Raw genomic sequence first — 24074 nt, forward strand, 5'->3', positions numbered from 1 at the left:
TGATGACTAACAGTAAAACTTTGGAAAAATTAGAGTATCATAAAATTGTTCAGCAAGTCTCTCACTTTGCAAATACTGAGATGGCTAAATCTAAGATTCTCAAGATGCAACCATCTATCGACCTAGAGACAATTCAAAAATGGCAAGAAGAGGTAGAAGAAAGCTTAGCTATTCTTCAGCAAGGTAAAAACATCCCTATTCCACGCTTGGTGGAGTTAAGTATGGCCTTTAGACGTTTGGAGATTTCTGCAGCTTTAAACCCTAAGGAATTAGGACAAATTGGTCGCTTATTAACCACTACGAATCAAGTCACGCAATTTTTTGCTGATTTAGAAGCTGAAGAAAAATTCTATCCTTCTTTAAAGTTTTGGGTTGACCAATGTGTAAGTCTTCCACAAGTGGTCAAAGAAATACAATCAACAGTAAGTGATGAAGGCTCCGTTTTAAATTCCGCATCCAGTCAATTAGCTGCCATCAGAAAAAATCAAAGTCAAACAGAGAGTCAAATCCGAAATCAATTGAATCAACTATTAAAATCTAAAGGAAATCAGTTAAGTGATCGTTTAATAACCATTCGAAATGACCGCTATGTTCTACCAGTAAAAGCAGAATTTAAAGGGCAGTTTGGTGGTACCATTCATGATCAGTCTGCAACCGGCCAAACAGTTTTTATGGAGCCGAAGGTCGTTGTAGAGTTAAATAACCGTTTAGCCCAACTAGTTATCGATGAGCGTACAGAAATCGAAAGAATTCTTCTTGAAATATCTTTGATGATTGCGCCTTATGTAGAAAAAATTAAACACAATCAATCAATGATTGCCCAATTAGATTTTATTCAATCTAAAGCAGAGTATGCTAAATCGATTGTGGCAACAAAACCTGCCTTCTCAAAAGATAACCAAGTTGCTTTATGGCAAGCCAGACATCCTTTAATTGATTCTGATGCTATTGTAGCTAATGATATTTTAATTGGTGAAAACTACCATATTCTCTTAATTACGGGTCCAAACACGGGTGGAAAGACTATCATCTTAAAAACCATTGGTCTGATTCAATTAATGGGACAATCGGGACTGCATGTTCCTTGTGATTCTGGTTCGCAATTAGGAATCTTCCAATCCATTTATGCTGATATAGGAGATGAGCAATCCATTGAGCAGTCGCTATCTACTTTCTCAAGTCACATGACGAATATTGTTAACATAGTCGAGGAAGCAGACTATCAATCTCTCGTCTTATTCGACGAACTCGGTTCTGGAACCGATCCGCAAGAAGGTGCCGCTCTAGCTATTTCAATTTTAGATTATTTAAGGAAAGTAGGAGCTACTGTTTTAGCAACGACTCATTATCCAGAATTAAAAGTTTATGCCCATGAGCGAGCTAAAACAATTAATGCATCTATGGAGTTTGATGTTCAGACTCTATCTCCTACTTATCGTTTAATGATTGGCGTACCTGGTCGGTCGAATGCTATCGAAATTTCAAGAAGATTAGGCTTAAGACAAGATATACTCGAGGTGGCTCAAAAAGGAATCTCACAAGACAGTCAATCATTGAACGAAATGGTTGCTAAATTAGAGCGTGAAAGAAGAGAAAGTGAGTTGAAAAACAAAGAAGCTCAAACTTTCTTAGAAAAAGCAGAAGTTTTATGGCAAGATTTACGAACCGAATATGACCGCTATCTTGAGCAAAAACAAAACTTAATTGAAAGATCTAAGCGTCAAGCTAATGAAAAAGTGGAAAAAGCACAAAAAGAAGCAGAAGAGTTATTGCAAGAAATTCGAGATTTACAGTTAGTTCAAGGCCAAAATCAAACGATTAAAGAACATGTTTTAATTGATAAGAAAAAAGCGTTTGATCAGTTAAAACAACCTGAAAACTTGAAAAAGAATAAAATCTTAAAACGAGTGAAAAGGGCCAAAAAGATTCAAGTCGGCGATGATGTCGAAGTTCTGTCCTATGGACAAAGAGGAACTGTACTTGAACAAGTGGAAAAAAATGAATATATAGTACAAATGGGTATCATTAAAATGAAAATTGCGTCTGACGAACTAAAACCGATCAGTAAAGTGGAACCTAAGCAGAAGGTTAATGTACAAAGACAAGCTGGATCTAAAGTAAAAACGACTTTAGATATAAGAGGATTGAGATACGAAGAAGCGATGATTAAGTTGAAGCAATATCTAGACCAGGCTCTTTTATCCAACCACTCGCTTGTAACCATTATTCATGGTAAGGGTACAGGGGCATTAAGACAGGGTGTAAAAGATCAATTAAACAACCATCCTCATGTCGATCACTTCGAATATTCTCCACCAAACGCTGGGGGAGATGGCTCAACAAGGGTTTACTTCGACTAGTTAGTAAGCATATAAATAGTCAAAGTCCTTTTTGATGTGCTAAGATAAATATATCAACGTGATTAGTGAAAGGGGCTTTAAGATGGTTAAGGCAATTACAGATTCAGAATTTCAAACGGAAACAGCACAAGGAGTTAGCATTGTAGACTTTTGGGCACCATGGTGTGGACCTTGTCGCATGCAATCTCCTATCATCGATGAATTATCAGAAGAGATGGAAGGACAAGTAAATTTCTTCAAAATGAATGTCGATGAAGAAACTAAGACAGCCGGAGAATTCGGCATTATGTCCATTCCAACTATGGTCATAAAAAAGGACGGACAGGTTGTAGAAAAACTTGTTGGTTTTCATGACAAAGACCGTTTGAGTGAAGTACTTAAAAAACATATTTAAAATAAACTAAGAATTGGGCCCAACTTTATAAGCTGGGTCCTTTAAGTTTTTAGATATAATCTTATAATTTATTTGTGATGAAAATCGAATATGTTATAATAAAAAAATAAAGGAGGGATTTATTTATGAAAATTGGAGTGCCTAGAGAACTAAAAGCGAATGAAGACCGTGTGGGACTCACCCCTAATAATGTTAAAGAACTTGTTTCAGCTAGTAATGAAGTAGTTGTTGAAAAAGAGGCTGGATTGGGTTCAGGGTTTACTGATCAAGAATATATCGATGCTGGAGCAAGTATTGTTGAAACAGCAGCAGAAGTTTGGAAAGCAGAAATGGTTATAAAAGTGAAAGAGCCTGTTAAAGAGGAATATGACTATTTTTATGAAGGACTTATTCTATTTACCTATTTACATCTTGCTCCTGAATTAGAATTAACACAAGCTTTGCTCGACAAAGGTGTCATTGGAGTAGCATATGAAACGGTTGCTGATAAAGGAACACTTCCTTTATTAACTCCTATGTCTGAAGTAGCTGGGCGAATGGCTGTTCAAATTGGAGCGCGTTTGTTAGAAAAGAATCACGGTGGTCCTGGTATTTTATTTGGAGGTGTACCAGGTGTTCGTCGTGCCAATGTGACAGTGATTGGTGGAGGAGTTGTCGGTTTTAATACTGCTAAATTAGCATACGGATTAGGTGCAAATGTGACTATTCTTGATATTGATCCGCAGCGTTTGGCTGAGATTGAAAATATTCTCGGTAATGGTGTACAAACTTTGATGTCGAATGAAACAAACATTCATAAGGCAGTGATCGATTCAGACGTAGTAGTTGGATCAGTCCTATTAGCAGGACGACGAGCACCTGTACTGGTTAAAGAAGAAACCATTCAAGAAATGAGACCTGGTTCTGTTTTAATTGATATTGCAGTTGACCAAGGAGGAAACTTCGAGACAACTAAACCAACTACTCATAAGGAACCGACTTTTCTTAAGCACGATATTATTCACTATGCAGTGGCTAATATTCCAGGAGCTGTCCCAAGAACTTCAACCATCGCTCTAACAAATGCAACTTTACAATATGCAAAAACAATTGCTAATTTGGGTATTAAAGAAGCCGCAAAACAAAATGACGCCATATTATTGGGAATTAATACTTATTTAGGTCATTTAACTTCAATTGCAGTGGCAGAGTCTCAAGATAAAGAATACTTTGATATTCAGAATCTTTTATAAAAATATTAATGGTTAGGATTTAGCAGAGATTGTATCTCTGCTTCTTTTTTTGCAGATAAATATCTAGTAATTGTCTTTATTTATTTTACTAAAAGAGGTACTATGATTATATAATTGTAGGGGGTTCTTATGTTTTCACTAAATAGCAATAATTATTCGAATACTATCTTAGTTGTTAATGATATTCCTGGTGCTGGAAGAGTAGCGGGTTCAATTAATTTGCCAGTTTTAGCAGCAGCTCAATTAGAAGCTGCCATTTTGCCAACTTTAATCCTGTCTTCCCATGCCGGAGAACAAGGGAATTTAGTTCGTTATCCAATGGGAAATGCTTTCCATGAAATACTTCAACATTGGCAGGAAGTGGACTATCATTTTGATGCGATTTTAACTGGTTACTTTGCCGATACTAAACAGATAGACGATTTAAAAGACTATCTTTTAAAAGAAAAAGAAATAAATCCTAACATTGCTTTATTTATGGATCCGATTATGGGGGACCATGGTCAGTTTTATGCCGGTTTTGATCAAGACGTCGCTCATCATCTCCGTGAACTCATACCGCATGTAGAATTAATCATGCCCAATCTAACAGAAGCGTGTTTGATTTTAGGACGAGACTATAAAGAGGATTTCAAGCTGGAAGAGATTGCTGAAATTGCTGAAGACTTATTAGCCTTAGGATGCAATAATGTCATTATTACAGGAGCTAAAGATGATCGGAATAATAATAATCGATTAGGCTTCTATTATGCCAGCCAATCGGGTGAAAAAGGGCTTGTGGTTCACGAGTATTTTGAGGGTTATGTATTTGGAACTGGGGATACTGTTGCTTCAATTATTACTGCCAGTCGAATAGCCGGTGACAGCTTGAAAGATTCAGTGAGACTTACAGCAGACATTATTGAAAAAATGATTCCGTTTTCTATCAGTCAAAATGAAAGTAACGTAGGTCCCATTCATTTTGAGCCTTTTATAAAAGAAATCTCTAGTTATTTTACTCAGAAAAAAGAAAGTAGGTTTTAAAATGATCATTAAAGATGTCACGCCTGAAGATGCAATTAATAAGAAAGATACTAAGCGTAAATTTAATCCAAACTTTTTGTATCTAATCTTAGCACTGGCTATTTTCGTTTATTATTATTTAACATTACCACCTATCCATTATGCTTCATATCAAACTTGGTTTTTCCTTTTATTAATTATAGCTGGTATTTTCGCTATTGAATTGATTAAAGACTCTAATCAGTGGTTTAAGCAAATCAAGAATAATCCCAATCAAGTAACCGAGATTAAATTTGGCAAATTGCCGAAGAAATATCGCTTATTCTATTGGCCAATTATAATCGTCTTGTTAGTGGGATTAGTTGGTAAGTTTATTTTCTCTCCTTTCTTCATGGCTAAAGATTATGGCCAAATGATTACACCAATAAATAAAGACTTCGAAACAACTTTTCCTGAGGTTAACATAGATAATGTTCCACTGGTGGACCGTGATACAGCAGTGCGTCTTGGAAATCGCTATCTTGGAGCATTAACTGAGCTTGTTTCTCAGTTTGAAGTGTCCGATGAATATACTCAAATAAATATAGAAGCAGAACCCTATCGGGTGACCCCTTTAAAGTATGCAGGACTTTTCAAATGGTTAAATAATTTTTCAGAAGGCATTCCACATTATTTGCAAGTAGATAATGTTACCGGCAAAGTAGAGGTAAAAACACCTGAAAAGCCGATTAGGTACTCATACTCCGATCATTTTGGTCGTAATATTTCAAGACATTTAAGATTCAATTATCCATTCAGTATTTTCGAAAGTCCTGACTTTGAGATAGATGATGAAGGAAATCCTTATTATATAGCTACTAGTTATGGACGAAACTTTTTCCTGAACGAACCAGAACCAAATGGTTTAATTGTTGTTAATGCTATGACAGGAGAGCATCAAAAATATTCCATGGACGAAATCCCTTCTTGGGTAGATCGAGTGTATTCTGCTGACTTAATCATGCATCAGTTAGACCAAAATGGTAAGTTCAAAAATGGTTTTTGGAACTCAGTTTTTGCCAAAGAAGGCGTGACAGAAACCTCTAAGGGTTATAATTATTTGCCAATGAATGATGATATTTATCTTTATACTGGTATCACATCAGTTGTCTCTGATGAATCAAATATTGGCTTTGTATTAGTCAATCTAAGAACTAAAGAAGCCACAATGTATAACTTATCAGCTGCTGAAGAGTTTTCTGCTATGGCTTCAGCTGAAGGATCTGTTCAAGAAAAAGGATATATTGCAACATTTCCTCTTTTAATTAACTTACAAGGCAATCCTATGTATATTCTGACATTAAAAGACTCTTCCGGTCTTATTAAGAATTATAGTTTAGTAGATGTTCAAGATTATCAGAAAGTCTACATTGCTAGTAATATGACTCAGCTTATTCAGAAGTATGGGGAAGATAATCCCGTGGTTTTAGAGGCAATCAATGAAGATACACTTGAAAAAGTGACCGGACAAGTGGAGAAAATCCAAGCGGTCATAAAAGAAGGGGAAACTTTCTATTATTTCATGCTTGATGGTAATGTTTATCAAGTCCCTGCAAAATTAAATGATTACTTACCTTTTGTAGAAGAAGGACAAACAGTCACACTTAAATTAGATAATTTATCAAATATTCATTCAGTCGATTTGACGGAAATATTTGGGGATAAAGCGGCTCAAGAAGAAGTGATTCAAACAAGTGAGGAAACAGATCCTCTGCTAGACAATGTGGAATAAAGATAAAATAAGTTAAGGAGGGGATAAAATGTTAGAGGTAAAAAATCTATCGAAGAAATTTGGTGACTTTCAAGCAGTCGATAATGTTTCTTTTGATATTGAACCCGGTTCAATCATGGGCTTCATTGGCCCTAACGGTTCTGGAAAAACAACTGTTTTTCGAATGATTTTGGATTTTTTGAATCCTGAACCAGGTGGACAGATTACTTGGAATCATCAACCGATTAATAAACAAATCTATAATTTAGTAGGCTATTTGCCAGAGGAACGCGGTCTTTATGAAAAGATGACAATCGAACAGCAAATCATCTATTTCGCTAGCCTCAGAGGAATGAAATATCATGATATTGATAGTCAAATCGATGAATGGATGGAAAAATTTGCAGTAAAAGGTAAACGGAAGGATAAAATTAATACGCTTTCCAAGGGAAACCAACAAAAAATTCAATTAATTGCAACATTGATTCATCGACCAAAGTTGGTCATTTTAGACGAGCCATTTTCAGGTTTAGATCCAGTAAATGCCGATCTATTAAAACAAGGTATTTTAGAATTAAAAGAAGGCGGCTCGAGTATTATTTTTTCTAGTCATAATATGGAGAATGTTTCACAAATATGTGATAAATTGGCCATGATTCTCAATGGAGAACAAGTTCTATATGGTTCAATTAATGAAGTAAGAGATCAATTCGGACGTATTCGCATATATATTGAAAGTGATAAATGGAATGAAGCTAGTTTGTCAGAGATTGAAGGAGTAGACTCAGTAGTACGTACTAGTCCTAATCATTATACTTTAAATTTAAAAGAGGAATCATTCGGTCCTAGCATCTTCCAAACAATCACTCAAGGACAGTTTATTCCGATGTTCTCTCAGCAACCTCCAACCTTAGAAGAAATATTTAAGTTGAAAGTAGGTGACCGAATTCATGAATAAGATGTGGCTTGTAGCAAAAGAAGTTTATCGAAAAAACGTAAAGTCTTGGGCCTTTTTCTGGATGATAGCTGGACCTATTGTAATGGGATTAGTTATTTTAGCAATTGGTTATTTCATATACCTTGATCAGTCTAGTTCATCCGTCGGTAATGTCGGTATTGTTTCAGAAAATACAGAAGTTAATCAATTGATTGCTGCAATTGAAGATGAGAATAATTACCAATTCGATTTAAATGAAAAGCAAGCTGAAGAAGCATTATTTTCTGAAGAAATTGATGGATACTTAGTAATTCAAGGAGAAAATGCAGAGGTTAACGCTAAGTTTTATCGTCATAATTCTGGTAAGAACATTGCAACTTATTCCATAGAGGAAGTACTTTCAGAATATCGTATTCAAAAACAAGCAGAAGCATTTAATTTAAATCAAGAAGAAGTCAACCAATTAAAAGATAGTGCTGTAGATATTGAAACCATTCGAATAAAATCTAACGACGACGGTGACGTCACAGAAGTTTCGGAAAATGATCCAGTAACAGCGGCTAAAATTGGGGTTGCTTATGTAGTGTGTTTTGTAGTCTTCATGTTCATTATGAATTACGTATCCATTGTTTCTCAAGAAATTGCGGCAGAAAAGGGATCTAAAATTATGGAAATTATATTATCGAGCATTTCAGCTACCCAGCATTTCTTAGGCAAGTTGATTGGAGTAGGCTTGGTGATTCTCACTCAACTAGTTATATATGGTATAATAGGAGTTATTATTTCTTATGTATCTGGCTTATTGTTAGCACAGTTTTTTGTAAACTCATCTGAGAGTATGGAAACTATTCAAGCTGGTTCACAAGCCATGAGTGAAAGTTTTGATCCTAGTATAATCAGCGATTACATTGCACAAGCAAAACCAGTCATACTATATGGGATTTTGTTCGCTGTCATTGGAATTGCAATTTACTCAATTCTTGCTGCCTTCTTAGGTTCCTTGGTTTCTAAGACGGAAGATGTCAATAAAATGATTACCCCTATCACCTTATTAGCAATAGCCGGCTTTTATATTGCCTTATATGGTATGCAGTCACCTAACTCAGCTATTGTTCGCTTAGGGTCTTACTTCCCCTTATTTACGCCTTTCATTATGCCTTTCCGTTTAGCTAATGATACGGTTGCCACAAGCGAGATATGGTTATCGGTTATAACTGCTATTATTTTCTTAGCTTTATCTGTTTGGCTATCAATTATGTTCTATAAATCAAATGTTTTAGTTTATAGTGAAAAAGGTTTGATTGGTACATTTAAGCAATCAATTGCTATTTGGAAAAACGAGAGAAAATCAGCTAAATAAATTAGATATATAAAGTCTACATCAATCAGCAATACTGATTGATGTAGACTTTAGTTATTTTATTAGAAAAATTCGAAGGCTCACATTCATTCTTTTTCTTCAAGGATATGTTAAAATAATAGTTGTGAAGTGAGGAGATTTTTATGAAAGAATTACCTATTGGTTTTATTGATTCAGGATTTGGAGGCTTAACAGTTGTTAAGCAAAGTTTAAAGCAACTTCCTAATGAATCGATCCTTTTTATTGGTGATAATGCTCGTTGTCCATATGGACCAAGACCTTTAACTGAAGTAAAAAAATATATCTGGCAATTAAGTAACTTTTTGCGTGAAAAAGGTATAAAAATGCTTGTAATCGCTTGCAACACTGGGACTGCTGCTGCTTTAGAAGATCTAAAAGAAACACTACCCATACCAGTTGTAGGTGTTATAGCTCCCGGTAGTCGGGCTGCCATTATCCAAACTACTAATAATAAAATAGGTGTTATTGGAACTGTCGGGACCATTCAGAGTCAAATTTACGAAAAAACTATTATCAATAAAACAAATGATGTCATCGTTAAGGGCTTAGCATGTCCTTCTTTTGTTGACATGGTAGAAAAGGGTCAGATACATAATAGTCAAGCTAAAGATAAAGTTTCTAAAGAGTTGTCTCCGATATTAGAAGAAAGAATTGATACACTAGTTCTTGGTTGCACGCACTATCCGCTCATGCGCGATTTAATTCAAGAAGTAGTGGGTCCTAATGTTCATTTGATTGATTCAGGGGTTGAAACAATTAATGATGTCAGCATGCTATTGGATTATTTTAATCTGAGTAGAACTGCAAATGATGCCTCTATCCAACCTCCCACTCAAACTTTTTACACAACAGGTGATATTGATCATTTTGATCGAATGGCAAGTGACTGGTTAGGAATAGAAAATCTAGATATTAGAAAATGCGAGATAAAAGGAGAAGTAATTTATGAAACTGATTATAGCAAGTCATAATCCAGGAAAAATAGCTGAGTTTAAATCGCTTTTTGAATCTTTTGATTTACAAGTTCAGTCTTTACTCGATTTTCCAGAAATCCCAGAAATTGAAGAAACAGGAACAACCTTTGAAGAGAATGCACGTTTAAAAGCCGAAACGATTGCTAAAGAAATGAATTGTTTAGCTTTGTCTGATGATTCTGGACTATGTGTCCCAATCTTGAATAATGAACCAGGTGTATATTCAGCTCGTTATGCTGGAGAAGAAAAAGATGATGAAAAGAATCGTCTGAAACTTTTAGAAAAATTAAAAGGATTGGATGGCGATCAACGTAAAGCTTATTTCACAACCGTTATTGTGTTAGCAAGTCCTCAAAAGGATTCATTAGTGGTTGAAGGAAATGTAGAAGGAATTATCACTAAAGAACCTATTGGTGAAGGCGGTTTTGGCTATGATTCACTTTTTTATTACCCTGCAGATCAACAAACCTTTGCGCAAATCTCTGCGGAACGTAAGAACCAAATTTCTCACAGAGGCCAAGCAGTGGAGAAGTTGAAAGAAAAATTAAATGATTGGTTGGAGGGATAGGGATGAAATTGTTAGTTTTAAGTGACAATCATGGAAATTATTCTATTGTAAAAAACATCATTCAGCAGTTTAGAGATAAAGTCGATTACATTATTCATTGTGGTGATTCAGAATTTTCATTTGATGATCCTATATGGCAATCTGTCGATGTTAAAGTAGCAGGGAATATGGATTTTTCTCCAGGCTATCCAACTAGTGAAATTCTATCGACCCCTATGGGCAAAATTTTGGTTACTCATGGTCATTTGTATCAAGTAAATCAAGGAAATATCAATCTTTTAGAATTAGCTTTACAAAAGAATGCCAAATATGTTTTCCACGGCCATACACATCGCCTATATGCTGAAATGAAGCGAGGAGTATTATTTATGAACCCTGGTTCTATAGCCCAAGCAAGGGGTGAAATTCAAGAAAAAACATTTGCTATTGTTGAAATTTCCAATGAATTTATTAAGGTTGATTATTACAATCCACATGCAATTCAGTTAGAAGACTTGTCTTATTATTTTAAATTAGATGGAGCTGATTGATCTTGATAGATCCTAACTTATCAAAACATATTGTTGAAAATCTTAAGGAAGTTATTATCCCAGCTGATAATGTAGCCTATCTTTATGACTTTAATTCATTAATCCATGGCTTACTAGTACTTAATCAAGTTGACTATTCCATGATTCCAGTAGTTAACCAACATGGTCAAATAGTTGGTTTGGTAAGTATTAATATGATCGTTAAAGAAGCTATAACTTTAGAAGATATTGATCTTGACAACTTAAATAACAAACTGATAAAACATTTAGATTTAAGGAAACCGGAATTTATAACGATGAATGAAAAGTTAGAATCAATTTTGCATAAATTGGTCGATAATAATTTTTTATGTGTGGTAGAAAACCATGTTGAAAAAAAATTCATTGGTATTATTACTCGGAATATGATTTTAAAGCGAATAAATGCGTTCTTACATCGTACCAGTTTAAAAGAGTTAAGGGTTTCAAACTATCAACAAAGCCGTGAGAAAAAAATAATAAATAAATAGGCCGCTTTTAAGCCCTTATCTTTGAGTTAAATACGCTTTCATGCTATATTTAAGATAATAATTTAGCAAAGGAGGATAATATATGACAATTGGTCAAATTGCAGCCATGATTGCAGCTTTAGCCTTTGCAATTCTTGTTGTATTCTTATCAATGACCTTGATTAAAATTGGAGATATTCTAACGAATCTTAAGGAAACGGTGAGTAAGTTAAATAATACCATTGATGTTGTAACTAAAGATGTTGATCATCTATCAATTGAGGTGGAGGGTTTACTTAATAAATCAAATACGCTTGTAGATGATTTAAATGGTAAGTTAGGAAAAACTGATCCATTGTTTACTGCCATCGGTGATGTCGGAACATCAGTCTCAGAATTAAATGACTCGACAAAAGAGATGACATCAAATTTTGTTTCAAATATGCTTAAGAAGAACAAGAAAAAATCACCAATTGATTCCATTCAGAAAGCATCAAGAATGGTTAATCGACTCAAAGTGAAGCCACAAGTTAAAAAGTCTGAAACCATGGCCAAAGTTCCAGTTAAGCAAGAAAATAGAAGTTTAGATTCCTTCATTCAAGGAAAACCTTCTAAAACAGCTGGTGAGATTTCAATTAATTTAAAGGAGGCAAAATAGTATGAAAAATAATGATGGATTTTTAGCGGGTGCTTTATTAGGCGCTCTTATTGGAGGAGCAGCGGCTCTTTTATACGCTCCGAAATCAGGTAGAGAATTGCGTGAAGATTTAAATGAAGAATTAGATTATTGGATTGATCGTGCCAATGATTATACAGACTACGCTGTAGAAAGAGGCGTGGAGATGTATGATGCAGCTTCTGATGCGGGTGAAGATATCCGTGTAAATCTTAAGACTTCAGCTGATCAAATTAAGCGTTCTGCTGAAGAACTAAAGAAAGAAGCAAGCAAAGAATGGGATCATGTTAAAGAAGATCTCAGTCAATCTAAGGACATTTTGAGTGCAAAGATTGAAGATATTGAAGTTGATACCAAAGAGGAATTAAAAGGCGTGAAAAAAGAAGTTGAGAAAAAAACTGACGAACTTCTAAAATAAATTAAAACCTCCCTTAAATAGGGAGGTTTTAATTTGTGAAAAAACTGTGAAAACTTGAGAATAAAGCTAGAAAACGCTTGCACTTACTGTCTGCTTATGTTAAATTACAAAGAGTAAATTAAAATTTTGAAAGAAGGGTAGGCATGGAAAAACAAACAATTACAATATATGATGTAGCTCGTGAAGCTGGCGTATCGATGGCAACTGTCTCTCGAGTTGTAAATGGTAATCCCAATGTAAAACCTAGTACACGAAAAAAAGTCTCAGAAGTGATAGAGCGTTTAGATTATAGACCTAACGCGGTAGCGCGAGGCCTAGCAAGTAAAAAAACTACCACTGTGGGAGTCATTATTCCTAACATTACCAATATCTTCTTTTCTGCGTTAGCACGTGGAATTGATGATATAGCTGCTATGTACAAATATGATATAATTTTAGCAAATGCCGATGAAAGTGTCGACAAAGAAATTAATGTTTTCAATAATCTTCTAGCTAAGCAAGTAGATGGTATTATCTATATGGGCTACAATGTTGGTGAAGAACTAAAGTCATTAATTAAGACTTCAAGAACACCTGTTGTTATAGCAGGTATGGTTAGTGAAGACCCTGAGCTCTATACCGTTTCAATTGACATTCGTTTAGCGATTGAAGAAATGACTGAATTTTTACTTCAAAGAGGTAAAAGACCAGCTATTATTACCGACTCTGAAAACTTTTATGTCAATCGCGTGCATCGAATTCCTGGCTATAAATCAGCATTAGCAAAGCACAATATTGCGGTTGATGAAGATTTGATTATCCAAAGTGACTTTACTGATGATGAAGGAGATATTATTGTTGACCAATTGTTAGCCGCTAAGGCGAGTGGTGTGATTGCAACAAAAGACTTCTTAGCAGTAGCGATTTTAAATGCGCTTACTGATAGAAATATTAAAGTTCCTGAAGATTTCCAAGTGCTTACCAGCAAAAACTCAGTACTGACTAAATATTCCCGTCCTCAACTATCATCTTTACAATATCCTTTATATGATGTTGGAGCGGTGGCAATGCGCTTGTTAACAAAAATCATGAATGATGAGGGCATCGAACAGCGTCAAATCATTCTACCTCATAAATTAGTACACCGTGGATCAACCCTTAGTGAATAAAAAACAATAAAAAAGCTATGAGTTTAAACTCATAGCTTTTTTATTTTAGCAAATTTATTCATAATACACTTCTTCAGTCACAGTTTCACTGTTTTCTGGGTCTGTTGGTAATAGGTTACCGTTTTCATCGGTGTTTTCAGAACTTGATTCATCTTCTTCATTAGTTGTTTCTTCTGTAGTGGTAGTTGATGTCGTCGTTTCCTCAATTGATCTCATGTAAGCAGTCCAAAAACGTGCGGTGTCTTGGTCACTAGCATTAAACATGAAATTATAAGAGAGTGGAGCAGCAGGATTTGAATTTTTAAAGAGGTCTTGCTTAATTGGTCCATTTAAGTTAGCAATTCGGTTATTATAGGTAATGTTTCCAGGTAAAGTACCTGTAATTGCTACAATGTTTTGACTAACCACAGAAGCAGGTTGTGCAAAGACTTCATTAGAACCAAAGATGTCCGGACGAACTCTAAACAAGGCATTGGCAATATTAGCCCAATATACTTGCGAGCGAACCGATTCATTTCCAAGTCCATCATTAGGATTCACGAAATATTCATTATATTGTGAATCATAGCCTGCCCAAGTACCTATGGTAATAGAAGGTGTCGAGGCAATAAACCACAAATCTTTAGCGTTCTCACTAGTTCCAGATTTTGCAATCCAATCTCCTGGTACCTGTAGATTGGACTTGGCATATTGTCCTGAACCAAATTCAGTGGTATCTCTTAAAATATCTACCATTAAGTAATTTGTATCTTCACTAAAAACTTTCTGTGGTTCTACTTCTTGCTCAAATACAGTATTTCCAAAAGAATCAACAATTTTACTAATAATATGCCCTTGAATATAATAACCATTATTAGCAAAAGTTGAGAAAGCAGACGTTTGTTCAAAAACAGTCGGTCCTGTGTTTACTCCACCAATAGAAAAAGCAAGGTTGTATGTCTCTTCTTCATCATAAGCTAATCCCTCTTTAAATCCCATTAAGTTGAGGTAATCATAAACTGGGACATTTTGCTGTATTAATCCTTGATAAATTCGGATAGTTGGTAAGTTAAGAGACTTGGCCAAAGATTCTCTAGCAGAGATAAATTTATTAGAAATCGATTCTCCATAATTTGTCGGTTTCCATTCAGTCCCGTCGGGATAAGTTTCTACAAATGGCGTATCAGGAATAATTGTAGCAGGGGCAATGAGGTTGTTTTCAATTGCCGGTGCATAGACAGCCAGTGGTTTGATAGTTGAACCAGGAGAGCGACGAGTGGCAAATGCATGATCAATTTGATTATTTTCATAATCAGTTCCTGCCACAAATCCTAATACTTTTCCACTGGTATTTTCAATAACCACAACACCTGTTTGTATGTTTTCAACATAATAAATTTCTTCACCAGAGCTAGGATCTGTATAAACGCCGTCATAGCTTACACCTAATGAGTTTACATTTTCCCTGGCTGTTTCCTGTAACTGATCATAAATTGCTTTATCAATAGTGGAATAAACTTTATAACCACCGGTACGTAGCTGATTTTCGGCTTCAGAATAATACTGATTATATAAGTCAATATCTTTTAAAACTTCATTCATTTGATTTCCATCATCAGTAATATTCATCTCCATTAATATTTTAATTGTTTCACTCATTACTGTTTGATACAGGTATGATTGACGCTCGATTGGGCGATTTTCAGGTTCAATAAAATCTTTGGTAATATCATAATTAATAGCTGCTTCGTATTCTTCTTTTGTAATAGCCTTATTACGATACATACTAAATAGAACAGCTTTCATACGATTGATACCCGGTTCAAAATCCTCTCTTAGTGAACTGTTGAAATCATAAGGAGTATAAGTATAAGGATCTTGTGGTAAGCCGACTAGAAAGGCAGCTTGAGGTAAATTAACTTCATCTGGTTCTTTGCCAAAAATTCCTTCAGATGCTTCGCGAATTCCTGCAATATTGTCTCCTTCATTATTGCGTCCAAAAGGCGACACATTCAGATAGGCGTTCAATATTTCATCTTTTGTGAAGTATTTTTCCAATCTTAAAGCCAATAGAATTTCATTAGCTTTTCTAAAGAAAGTAACATCATTTGTCAATAATTGTTGCTTAACTAATTGTTGAGTTAAGGTGGATCCTCCAGTACCTGATCCTGAAATGAGTGTTTGAAGAATTGCTCTCAATGTTGACTTTGGATTAACTCCTATATGATCATAGAAGGCCTGGTCTTCTATAGAAATTAAACCATCTTGAATATAAGGTGAAATATCTTCTAAATTGGCAACAGATCTAACTACATCTGATCTTATGTCAGCAATAATGTCACCAGAGTTATAATATAGACTGGATTGTTGCTCAACTTGATTAATAGCTTCAGCCATCTCCTGTTTACTTGGTGGAGTCGTATCAGATACTAAAGAAGTAAAATAGCCTAATCCAACTCCTGAGAAGAGAAAGCAAAAAAGCAGGCCAACAACAACTAAATAGACGAACAGACGCTTAAACACATTAAAAATAATAGAAATAACCAAGGAAACTTTAGAAGCCCAGTCAAGACCTTCCAAAGAAAGTTGACTACGTGCTTCTTTTTTTCTTTGTCTCCGTTTATCAAGATAAGATTGGAAAAAATTTTTATTCGATGAATACTTATCATTTTCATTCTCTGGTGTTTCTTCAGCTTCTTGATGAGGGGGTCTATTTGATTTCATAGCGTTCGGACTAGAATTGGCCGTATCTTTATCATTGATGGAATCATCAAAAGACTTCCTTTTAAGATTTAACTCACCAAGAGGTTCAGTATTTTGAAATGTTTTATCGGCAGAATCATTTTTTTCAATGGAATCTTTTATTAAGCCTTTTGAATTTTTATTGAGAGTAGGCTCTTTTTCCGATCTGATGGATTGATTCTGGATAGGTACTATCGGATTTTTATCCTTATTAGAATGAGAAGAAGTTTTATCAAAATTATTTAAACTTTCATTTTCAAGTTCATTAATTCTTTTTAATCTTCTTGCCCGAGCTTCTTCGCTATTTATATAGTTAGAAGATTTTTGATTAGTTAATCTTTGCCGCCTTTGTTTGAGAGTAGGCTTGATATCTTTTGAGTGATGACCCTCCAAAGGTGGCAGATGATTCTTGCTTTCTTTATTAGTCATTTCATTATCCCCTTTATCGGCTTAAATTATGCAGAGTGAGATTTATTTAAGCTTTCTCCTATTGCGTTTAGTCTTTCTTCCCATTCATCTGTGGAAAGATTATGCTTAATCACATAACGGTTACGAGGATGGCGTCGACAAGCTTCACTACATCCGCGTAAATACTTATCTTCATTTGCTTCAGAAGCTAATATTTGTTCATTACATTCTGGGTTGGCACAATTAACATATCTTTCACAAGGTGTCCCATCAAAATAATCTTTTCCGACTACTGTTGGATTTACTTGGTTAATTGGAACAGCAATTCTTTCATCGAAGACATACATTTTACCATCCCATAGTTCACCTTTTGTTTCTGGATCTTTTCCATATGTATCAATACCACCATGTAATTGTCCTACGTCTTTAAAACCTTCTTTTAATAACCAACCTGAAAATTTTTCACAGCGGATACCACCGGTACAATAGACAACTACACGTTTGTCCATAAATTTCTCTTTATTCTCTTTAACCCAGTCAGGAAGTTCGCGGAAATTGCGAATTTCAGGTCGGACAGCCCCCTTAAAATGACCTAAATCATATTCGTAATCATTGCGAGTGTCAAGCACAACCGTATCCTCATCAAGTAGGGCGTCTTTAAATTCTTTAGGGGATAGATATTGTCCAGTAATTTCATGAGGGTCGATATCTTCATCTAAATTTAAAGCAACAATTTCTTCGCGAGTTCTTACATACATCTTTTTATGCGCATAATCGTCCGCTGGATCTTGCTTGAACCATAAATCTTCAAAGCCTTCTAAGGAATGAACATAGTCCATATATTTTTGCGTTTGGTCAAGGGTACCTGAAACTGTTCCATTAATTCCTTCTTCACCAACCAAAACGCGCCCCTTTAGGCCAATGCGGCGACAAAACTCTAAATGCTCTTTGGCAAATAATTCAGGGTCGTCAATTTTTTGATATTTATAATATAACAATACGCGATAATTTTTTTCCATAATAAACCTCCTGTAGTTGCAAGCTACATTTATTTTCATATCTTTATATTATACGTAAAGCCAGTAAAAGTCACAAGTTTTTACCATTTTTAATCTGATTGTTAAATAAGTCTATTACAATTAGGTCAAATCAACTTTTATAAAATCTAGCTCAGTAAATTTTCAATAATAAAAAAATCAGAAGTTGTAACTTCTGACTTTTGTTTGAATTTATAAGGTGATTCATAAATAGTAAGTAGTGCGTTACTTACTTAATGTTTATTAACTTTCAGTTTAAAATTGGAATTTTTTGATTAAACGATCCATAACAGGTAATTTTAAGATTAGTACTAGGATAATGGTATTCAATGGTAGCGAAACGGCATTTTTGGCGATACGAATTGGCATGAATGCTGCCCAAGCTTTACCTTGCATCATTTTAATCCATAATGATCCAAATCCTAAATTTACGATAAAGGTTACTAAAACTACTGCCATTAGGATGTTTTTCCAATTATGTTCTTTACGCCATAAGAACCAACCGTAAATGAACCCCGCTAAACCAGCACTAAAAGTATAACCGAAGAAGAAGCTATAGCCATTTAGAAGAGCTGTAATAATATCGTTAGCCATCGACAGAACAATAGCCCACCATGGACCAATAATAGCACTAGAAATAGCTGTTCCGATGAAGCCAACACCAATTTGAGCAATTTCACCTACTCTAAATGCAGGAATATAGGCTAACATGATACGGAAAGCTAGCAACAAAGCCATGGTTGTTAATTGAAGGGTGGTTAATTTCCCTTTATTACCATAAGAACTAACGCGACGAGAATCAGTTTTTTGCATAAAAAATACGCTCCTTTTTTTTTGACAAGAGAGCGCTACAAATAATATTAATGCAGCGAATGCAAAGATAGTATCGCAAGAATAAATTCTTTTCGTTTGTTGGCCACATCCCATCCAACAACACTTGACGTTCTATCTTTTACTCTGTCTAATGATATGAATCATTGTAACGCAATTTTAAAGAAATTGAAAGGGGAGAAATCGATTTCGCTTTACTTGTGCTATAATATAGTAAAAAGGAGGGTCCATATGAAGAGAGTTTTAATTATCGCTAATCCAGGTTCAGGTAAAGGAAAGGCTACAGCTTATGCTGAACAGCTAGCTGATTTGTTAGTTAATACGTATGATGCTCAAGTCGATCATCGAACAACTCAAAAACCTCAAGATGCATTTGATTGGGCTAAAAACACCTCGGCCGATGAATATGATACGGTTATTTGTTTGGGTGGTGATGGTACTATTAATGAGGTGATATTTGGTTTGATGGAGAATTCAAAACCGCCTCATTTTGCTTTTTTACCTCTAGGGACGGTAAATGATTTAGCAAGGTCTTTAGGAATTTCTTTAAACCCAGAGGAAGCCATAAAACAATTTCAATCATTAGAGTTAAAAAAATTAGATATCGGTCAAGTCAATGAGCAATACTTTGCGAATGTTCTAGCTCTAGGGGCCATTCCTTCAGCCGTATTCGAAACTGAATCCAAAGTAAAAAACAAAATTGGAGTATTAGCTTACCTATTTGATGGTTTCAAAGCGATGTTCGAAGAAAATGAGTTTGATTTAGCAATCAGTGTCGATGGGAAAGAATCTCATCTTCTTAAAACGAATCTTTTAATATTGACACTCACTTCTAGTGTGGGAGGAATGGAAAACCTTCTTTCACAAGATCATCTATTTGATGGATTAGGCCATCTTTATGCTTTTAAAGGTTCTTTAGCTGTTTCTAGCATAGCTACTTTTATTGAAGAAAAAGGCCTTCCACGTCATGATTTAGATAATGAGTCCATCTTGTCATTAACGGGTAAATCTTTCGCTATTAAAATTGCCTCTTTGAATGAAGAACGAGAATTAAAGGCAAACATTGATGGTGATGAAGGTCCAAGTTTACCTTTAAATATAAAAATTCATGGTCAGGCGCTTTCTGTTTGGGTACCAAAAAAGAATAAGACTAAGCTTTAGGGTTAAATAGGAAATTGTGGTATAATATCATTTATAGAGGGTAATTTAAGGAAAGAGGGATAACGTGTCAAAAAAACTTTCAGATGGGCAAAGAAGTCTAATTGAAAAAGAGTTAAGACGTGGAACAAGCAAGTCACGTATCGCTTCGTTATTAGATGTAGATTATGATACAGGTCTTGAAATGATTGAGTCAGTTAAACTAGCAATACGTCCAGAAATTGGGGATAAGATTACTTTCAAATTTAGAGAAAGTAGTATGACAGGAATAATTACAAAATTGCTTTCTAATAGTGCTGTTGTTGATATATATTGGCAAGAATCGGATATGATGATGCAGGATATTATAGAGGAAAAGACGATTGTTAACTTCAAGGATATTATTGATTTTGTATCCTTACCACCTCAAGAAGAGGATAAGCATGTCATTCTTGATCCGCAACCTACTGTACACCTTAAAGGCACCAAGGAATACGATACATATACAGAAGAAGATTAATAAAATAAGAGCGAGTCTATTATCAGACCTGCTCTTATTTTTTTAAAAGATTTAACGATTACAAGCTGAATTGTTTAATTTCATCGATAGCTTGTCGAAGTGTTTTATCCATTTGATTATTGGTCTCATTTTTTTCAAACTCTTCAATATGGTAGTAACTTAAAAAGCCATTAAACCAAGCGATTGGATCTGAAATTTTTTCTTCAATAAATGGATAATATACCATCATTAATAAATTAATTTCTTCTAAAAGCCTATCGTAGATGTGAGGATTATTATTGTCAGTATAACTTTCTAGAAGAGCCTTTATATATAGGTAAGTGGAGTCTTGTTTATAAGAAACTAAAGATTGGCTATCAATCTTTTCTATCTTTTCAAACCATGCTAATTTTAAATGGACTTGATAATTGTGAAATACGTAATGATGCAAAATATCACTTTTAACAAATTGACTAATTTCTTTATCGGATAATAAAGCAGTTAATACAGGATGTTTGAGAGAGTAATCTAGATTATAGAGAGTTTTGATTTCTTTTAAAAGTTCAAATAGAGTTAACTCTTTCAATTGTTTCACCTTAATATCTAACTCATCCGTATCAATAAGAAGTTGAAGTTCTTTAGAGAGAGCTTCTGCTTCTTTAATATTTTCAATTTGTTTAGCTATCAAAGAAACATCCCAATTTCTTCGACCAAAATACTCTTTGATTTCATATAATTGAATCAATAATTCTTGATGAGAAAAAAGATAGGGTAAAGATTGAACGTAAAGCAGTGCTAATTCATGGTCAAGGTCTTGGATGGATTGTTCTGATAGAAAGCCTTGCCATAACTTTTTGACAGCTTGACTTTTATTTTGAATAATATGAATTGAAATTAATTCTTTAAAAACTTTAGGGGAAGGCTCTATCTGATAGCTTTCTTTCAAAAAGATGGTTGCACGTTCATAATCATTTTGTTCCAGTGCATTCATGGCTTTGCGATAGAAATTTTCGCTATTATTTGGCATTTGAATAAGATCTGTCAATTTAAGAGGCTCCTTTCATAAAGAGAGGGTGAAAAACGTATGTGGATACAAATTGATGCTGCTTTTGATCCTAAAACTAAAGAAACAGGCTTAGCATTTTTAGTTTTCAATCCTGATCAAGTTAGTACATTCAAATTTTATACTACTGAATGCAAGGATAATCACCAAGCGGAGTTTATTGCATTAAGGTTAGCAATGCAATGGATTAAGCAAGAAAAATTAAAAACGGATCAACTCATTCAAATTAAAACTGATTCAAAGATTGTTTTCCAATCCATCGAAAAACGTTTTGCAAAGAAGGATTATTTTAGCAAGCTCTTAAAAGTCATTCTATCTGAAATGGATTGTTATCCTTTACTTTTTTTAAAATGGATTCCTGAGAAAGAAAATCGAGCAGCTGATCAAGCGGCAAAACAAGCCTTACGTAAACAGGGAAAAGTAGAAATCTTAGATTCTTATTTATTTGTGGACCAAAACTGATAATAGTTAACTTTAATTGCACCGTTATACAACTTGCGTTTTTTGCTAGCTTTTTCACCATAAAATTTTTCGAATGAGTCGTCACTTGAGAGGAAGTACTTTGACCAAGTCGTCATCGGCCGGTATATATTACCCATATCTTGATAAAGTCGATGTACCTTTTCTTCGTCTAACAAGCGATCGCCATAGGGTGGGTTGGAGATTAAAATACCATATTCTTCATCCGGGCGATAGTCTTTTAACTGCATCTGTTTAAAAGTAATATCTTCTCGCACGCCGGCATTTTCAGCATTTTGCTTAGCGATTTCAATCATTCTTCCATCGATATCGCTTCCGAAAATATTGAGTTTTACTTCATGATTAATTTCTTGGCGAGCTTTTGTTTTTTCCTTCTGCCATACTTCTGGATTAAAGAAATCCCATTTTTCTGCTGCAAAAGACCGATTTAATCCTGGAGCAATATTTCGTCCCATTAAGGCAGCTTCAATTAAAATTGTACCAGATCCACACGTAGGATCGTAAAGAGGACGGTCAGGGAACCAAGTAGTCAATTTAACTAGAGCTGCTGCCATATTTTCTTTAAGAGGAGCTCCTCCTTTTTCAGTTCGATAACCTCGTTTAAATAAACTGCTTCCGCTTGTGTCCAAAGTAATCATCGCTACATCTTTAAGTATTGAGATTTCAATCGGATAGTAATCTCCTGTTTCGCTTAAAGGCATTTTACGAGCGTAATGATCCATTACTCGCTTGGCTATAGCTTTTTTTACAATTCTTTGACAGTTGGGAACAGAGTAAAGTTTTGATTTTACTGATTTTCCGGAAACAGGAAATTCTGCATCCATGGGTAAGAGGTCTTCCCAGGCAATCGCATAGGTTTGGTCAAACAGCTCTTCAAAAGAGGTCGCTTTAAATTCGCCCACCACTACTTTAATTCGATCAGCGGTTCTTAACCATAGATTTGTTTTAGCAATATCTTCTGCTGACCCTTTAAAGCGCACGCGACCATTTTCAGTTTGTGTTTCATAACCTAAATCCTTTAGCTCCCGATTAACAATTCCTTCGATACCTGCCGCTGCTGTGGCAATTAAATTATATGTTTTCATGAATAACCCTTTCTTTTAAAAAAACACGATTCAGTAAGCTTGGAGGCTCAGAATCGTGTTATTGACTATATACATCTATAAATACCTATATTAGTAAATTTCGATAAGCCATGTTCTGTCAATATTTATTCCATAGGCAAGAATAAATAAAGGGTAATCATCTATCTACAAGATAACTTGTCTCTCGTTTAGTTAAGCAATGCTTACGCATTTTCCCATATAGAGAGTGCCCCTACCAAATTTGGGTTGCTCGCTCGAGGGGTTTACCGCGTTTCAGCTTTTTGTTTCCAAAAAGATTCGTCACTGTGGCACTTTATGAGTTACTTATTCTTAGCTAAGCCTTAGAATGTTCACTCGCCGTTCACCTTAAGGCTACCTTAGCTTATTGTTTCGCTAAGCACGAACACTACAAGCATTTCAGCTTGTGCGAGCATGGACTTTCCTCAGCCAAATAAATTGACCGCGATTACCTGAAATTTACTATGATTATTAATTTTGACTAGACTCTGTATTTGAAATTTTGGCACCGAAAACATGTTTTTCCAAATTAGATAAACGTTTAAGGATATCAAAGTTAGTTACACCAGAACCTGGAGTCGTAGAAACATTTTTCTTAGCTAAAGATAATTGCTTAGTTAATTCATCTATTTTAGCAATCAGTCGTTCATTTTCATTCTTTAAAAATACTACATCTTTTTGATAAGAATCATAATCACGAATAATACTATCGAGATACTCATCGACTTCAGCAGCGTTATAGCCACGCATGGAACGAGAAAATTCTTTTTGTAAGATATCTTTTGCTGTTAAGTTTTTTTCTGCCATGAAGTTCACCTCGTTTATAATCTTTTATATTAAATAGAATATCAACTTCTATTTTATCCTTTTTTATTGAAAATTTCAAAAAAATAAAGAAAAATCTAAAGTCTATTCATTATTATTACACGCCCTTATT

At 34.7% G+C, this 24074-nt stretch carries 23 protein-coding genes, 1 other RNA gene and 1 riboswitch; of the genes, 17 read left to right on the top strand and 7 right to left on the bottom strand.

The genetic code is table 11. The features are described from left to right. Positions 1–2: 2 nt before the first annotated feature. The 14 genes from NW240_RS01425 (at position 3) to ccpA (ending at position 13858) form a co-directional block, all read left to right on the top strand. A complete protein-coding gene (locus NW240_RS01425; RefSeq protein ID WP_258435653.1) occupies positions 3–2360 on the top strand; it encodes an endonuclease MutS2 in 2358 nt (785 codons plus the stop codon). Between the two features lie 82 nt (positions 2361–2442). After that, positions 2443–2754 carry a thioredoxin gene (gene trxA, locus NW240_RS01430; protein WP_258435654.1) on the top strand — a complete coding sequence of 104 codons (312 nt, stop codon included), beginning with the start codon at positions 2443–2445 and terminating at the stop codon, positions 2752–2754. A gap of 125 nt (positions 2755–2879) precedes the next feature. Continuing rightward, the gene (ald, locus tag NW240_RS01435) at positions 2880–3986 is read left to right on the top strand and encodes an alanine dehydrogenase (protein WP_258435655.1); all 1107 of its coding nucleotides are present in this window, start codon (positions 2880–2882) and stop codon (positions 3984–3986) included. 129 nt (positions 3987–4115) lie between these two features. After that, positions 4116–5009: a PfkB family carbohydrate kinase gene (locus tag NW240_RS01440; RefSeq protein WP_258435657.1), complete on the top strand. Its 894-nt coding sequence runs from the start codon at positions 4116–4118 to the stop codon at positions 5007–5009. 1 nt (position 5010) lies between these two features. After that, positions 5011–6759: a chloride channel protein gene (locus NW240_RS01445; protein ID WP_258435659.1), complete on the top strand. Its 1749-nt coding sequence runs from the start codon at positions 5011–5013 to the stop codon at positions 6757–6759. A 28-nt stretch (positions 6760–6787) separates the two neighbouring features. Continuing rightward, positions 6788–7696, top strand: coding sequence for an ABC transporter ATP-binding protein (locus NW240_RS01450; protein WP_258435661.1), 909 nt, complete (start codon positions 6788–6790; stop codon positions 7694–7696). Beyond that, positions 7689–9035: an ABC transporter permease gene (locus tag NW240_RS01455; protein ID WP_258435663.1), complete on the top strand. Its 1347-nt coding sequence runs from the start codon at positions 7689–7691 to the stop codon at positions 9033–9035. The genes NW240_RS01450 and NW240_RS01455 overlap by 8 nt, the downstream gene beginning before the upstream one ends. Positions 9036–9178: 143 nt before the next feature. Further along, positions 9179–10027: a glutamate racemase gene (racE, locus tag NW240_RS01460; RefSeq protein WP_258435664.1), complete on the top strand. Its 849-nt coding sequence runs from the start codon at positions 9179–9181 to the stop codon at positions 10025–10027. Continuing rightward, a complete protein-coding gene (locus NW240_RS01465; RefSeq protein WP_258435665.1) occupies positions 10002–10598 on the top strand; it encodes an XTP/dITP diphosphatase in 597 nt (198 codons plus the stop codon). Before racE ends, NW240_RS01465 begins: the two co-directional genes overlap by 26 nt. A gap of 2 nt (positions 10599–10600) precedes the next feature. Continuing rightward, positions 10601–11128, top strand: a complete 528-nt coding sequence (locus tag NW240_RS01470) for a metallophosphoesterase (protein WP_258435667.1) — start codon at positions 10601–10603, stop codon at positions 11126–11128. Next, entirely contained in the window at positions 11125–11637 is a 513-nt protein-coding gene (gene cbpB, locus NW240_RS01475) for a cyclic-di-AMP-binding protein CbpB (protein ID WP_258435668.1), read from the top strand. Before NW240_RS01470 ends, cbpB begins: the two co-directional genes overlap by 4 nt. Before the next feature lie 82 nt (positions 11638–11719). Continuing rightward, entirely contained in the window at positions 11720–12274 is a 555-nt protein-coding gene (locus tag NW240_RS01480) for a DUF948 domain-containing protein (RefSeq protein WP_258435669.1), read from the top strand. A gap of 1 nt (position 12275) precedes the next feature. Next, positions 12276–12710 carry a YtxH domain-containing protein gene (locus tag NW240_RS01485; RefSeq protein WP_258435670.1) on the top strand — a complete coding sequence of 145 codons (435 nt, stop codon included), beginning with the start codon at positions 12276–12278 and terminating at the stop codon, positions 12708–12710. Between the two features lie 143 nt (positions 12711–12853). Beyond that, positions 12854–13858 (top strand): catabolite control protein A, encoded by a 1005-nt coding sequence (gene ccpA, locus NW240_RS01490; RefSeq protein WP_258435671.1) that lies wholly within the window; start codon positions 12854–12856, stop codon positions 13856–13858. A 54-nt stretch (positions 13859–13912) separates the two neighbouring features. Here the strand turns inward: ccpA and NW240_RS01495 are convergent, their stop codons facing one another. The 3 genes from NW240_RS01495 to NW240_RS01505 all read right to left on the bottom strand — a co-directional run bounded on the left by NW240_RS01495 (position 13913) and on the right by NW240_RS01505 (position 18837). Continuing rightward, positions 13913–17008: a penicillin-binding protein gene (locus NW240_RS01495; protein WP_258435672.1), complete on the bottom strand. Its 3096-nt coding sequence runs from the start codon at positions 17006–17008 to the stop codon at positions 13913–13915. A gap of 26 nt (positions 17009–17034) precedes the next feature. After that, on the bottom strand, positions 17035–18006 hold the full coding sequence (locus NW240_RS01500; protein WP_258435673.1) for a rhodanese-related sulfurtransferase: 972 nt from the start codon (positions 18004–18006) through the stop codon (positions 17035–17037). A 273-nt stretch (positions 18007–18279) separates the two neighbouring features. Then, a complete protein-coding gene (locus tag NW240_RS01505; RefSeq protein ID WP_258435674.1) occupies positions 18280–18837 on the bottom strand; it encodes a folate family ECF transporter S component in 558 nt (185 codons plus the stop codon). A 51-nt stretch (positions 18838–18888) separates the two neighbouring features. Then, a riboswitch (THF riboswitch) is annotated at positions 18889–18986 on the bottom strand. Positions 18987–19086: 100 nt separating this feature from the next. Between NW240_RS01505 and NW240_RS01510 the strand changes: the two genes are divergently transcribed. Together NW240_RS01510 and NW240_RS01515 are read left to right on the top strand one after the other, a co-directional pair. Continuing rightward, positions 19087–20016, top strand: coding sequence for a diacylglycerol kinase family protein (locus tag NW240_RS01510; RefSeq protein ID WP_258435675.1), 930 nt, complete (start codon positions 19087–19089; stop codon positions 20014–20016). A gap of 64 nt (positions 20017–20080) precedes the next feature. Then, positions 20081–20512: a YkvS family protein gene (locus NW240_RS01515; protein WP_258435676.1), complete on the top strand. Its 432-nt coding sequence runs from the start codon at positions 20081–20083 to the stop codon at positions 20510–20512. 58 nt (positions 20513–20570) lie between these two features. On the opposite strand, the gene NW240_RS01520 is transcribed toward NW240_RS01515, so the two are convergent. Beyond that, positions 20571–21518: a hypothetical protein gene (locus NW240_RS01520; protein ID WP_258435677.1), complete on the bottom strand. Its 948-nt coding sequence runs from the start codon at positions 21516–21518 to the stop codon at positions 20571–20573. 57 nt (positions 21519–21575) lie between these two features. On the opposite strand from NW240_RS01520, the gene NW240_RS01525 reads away from it, so the two are divergent. Continuing rightward, a complete protein-coding gene (locus NW240_RS01525; protein ID WP_258435678.1) occupies positions 21576–22016 on the top strand; it encodes a ribonuclease HI family protein in 441 nt (146 codons plus the stop codon). On the opposite strand, the gene NW240_RS01530 is transcribed toward NW240_RS01525, so the two are convergent. The 3 genes from NW240_RS01530 to gpsB form a co-directional block, all read right to left on the bottom strand. Continuing rightward, entirely contained in the window at positions 21992–23119 is a 1128-nt protein-coding gene (locus tag NW240_RS01530; RefSeq protein WP_258435680.1) for a class I SAM-dependent RNA methyltransferase, read from the bottom strand. The genes NW240_RS01525 and NW240_RS01530 overlap by 25 nt on opposite strands. 99 nt (positions 23120–23218) lie before the next feature. After that, an RNA gene (rnpB, locus tag NW240_RS01535) (RNase P RNA component class B) lies at positions 23219–23597 on the bottom strand. Between the two features lie 11 nt (positions 23598–23608). Next, entirely contained in the window at positions 23609–23944 is a 336-nt protein-coding gene (gene gpsB / locus NW240_RS01540; RefSeq protein WP_258435681.1) for a cell division regulator GpsB, read from the bottom strand. Between the last annotated feature and the right edge of the window lie 130 nt (positions 23945–24074).

The organism is Facklamia sp. 7083-14-GEN3, assembly GCF_024742075.1.
GTDB lineage: Bacteria > Bacillota > Bacilli > Lactobacillales > Aerococcaceae > Facklamia.

Coding starts and splice junctions, on each gene's coding strand:
- NW240_RS01425 (WP_258435653.1), top strand. CDS start 3: ATGACTAACAGTAAAACTTTGGAAAAATTAGAGTATCATAAAATTGTT.
- trxA (WP_258435654.1), top strand. CDS start 2,443: ATGGTTAAGGCAATTACAGATTCAGAATTTCAAACGGAAACAGCACAA.
- ald (WP_258435655.1), top strand. CDS start 2,880: ATGAAAATTGGAGTGCCTAGAGAACTAAAAGCGAATGAAGACCGTGTG.
- NW240_RS01440 (WP_258435657.1), top strand. CDS start 4,116: ATGTTTTCACTAAATAGCAATAATTATTCGAATACTATCTTAGTTGTT.
- NW240_RS01445 (WP_258435659.1), top strand. CDS start 5,011: ATGATCATTAAAGATGTCACGCCTGAAGATGCAATTAATAAGAAAGAT.
- NW240_RS01450 (WP_258435661.1), top strand. CDS start 6,788: ATGTTAGAGGTAAAAAATCTATCGAAGAAATTTGGTGACTTTCAAGCA.
- NW240_RS01455 (WP_258435663.1), top strand. CDS start 7,689: ATGAATAAGATGTGGCTTGTAGCAAAAGAAGTTTATCGAAAAAACGTA.
- racE (WP_258435664.1), top strand. CDS start 9,179: ATGAAAGAATTACCTATTGGTTTTATTGATTCAGGATTTGGAGGCTTA.
- NW240_RS01465 (WP_258435665.1), top strand. CDS start 10,002: ATGAAACTGATTATAGCAAGTCATAATCCAGGAAAAATAGCTGAGTTT.
- NW240_RS01470 (WP_258435667.1), top strand. CDS start 10,601: ATGAAATTGTTAGTTTTAAGTGACAATCATGGAAATTATTCTATTGTA.
- NW240_RS01480 (WP_258435669.1), top strand. CDS start 11,720: ATGACAATTGGTCAAATTGCAGCCATGATTGCAGCTTTAGCCTTTGCA.
- NW240_RS01485 (WP_258435670.1), top strand. CDS start 12,276: ATGAAAAATAATGATGGATTTTTAGCGGGTGCTTTATTAGGCGCTCTT.
- ccpA (WP_258435671.1), top strand. CDS start 12,854: ATGGAAAAACAAACAATTACAATATATGATGTAGCTCGTGAAGCTGGC.
- NW240_RS01495 (WP_258435672.1), bottom strand. CDS start 17,008: ATGACTAATAAAGAAAGCAAGAATCATCTGCCACCTTTGGAGGGTCAT.
- NW240_RS01500 (WP_258435673.1), bottom strand. CDS start 18,006: ATGGAAAAAAATTATCGCGTATTGTTATATTATAAATATCAAAAAATT.
- NW240_RS01505 (WP_258435674.1), bottom strand. CDS start 18,837: ATGCAAAAAACTGATTCTCGTCGCGTTAGTTCTTATGGTAATAAAGGG.
- NW240_RS01510 (WP_258435675.1), top strand. CDS start 19,087: ATGAAGAGAGTTTTAATTATCGCTAATCCAGGTTCAGGTAAAGGAAAG.
- NW240_RS01520 (WP_258435677.1), bottom strand. CDS start 21,518: ATGCCAAATAATAGCGAAAATTTCTATCGCAAAGCCATGAATGCACTG.
- NW240_RS01525 (WP_258435678.1), top strand. CDS start 21,576: ATGTGGATACAAATTGATGCTGCTTTTGATCCTAAAACTAAAGAAACA.
- NW240_RS01530 (WP_258435680.1), bottom strand. CDS start 23,119: ATGAAAACATATAATTTAATTGCCACAGCAGCGGCAGGTATCGAAGGA.
- gpsB (WP_258435681.1), bottom strand. CDS start 23,944: ATGGCAGAAAAAAACTTAACAGCAAAAGATATCTTACAAAAAGAATTT.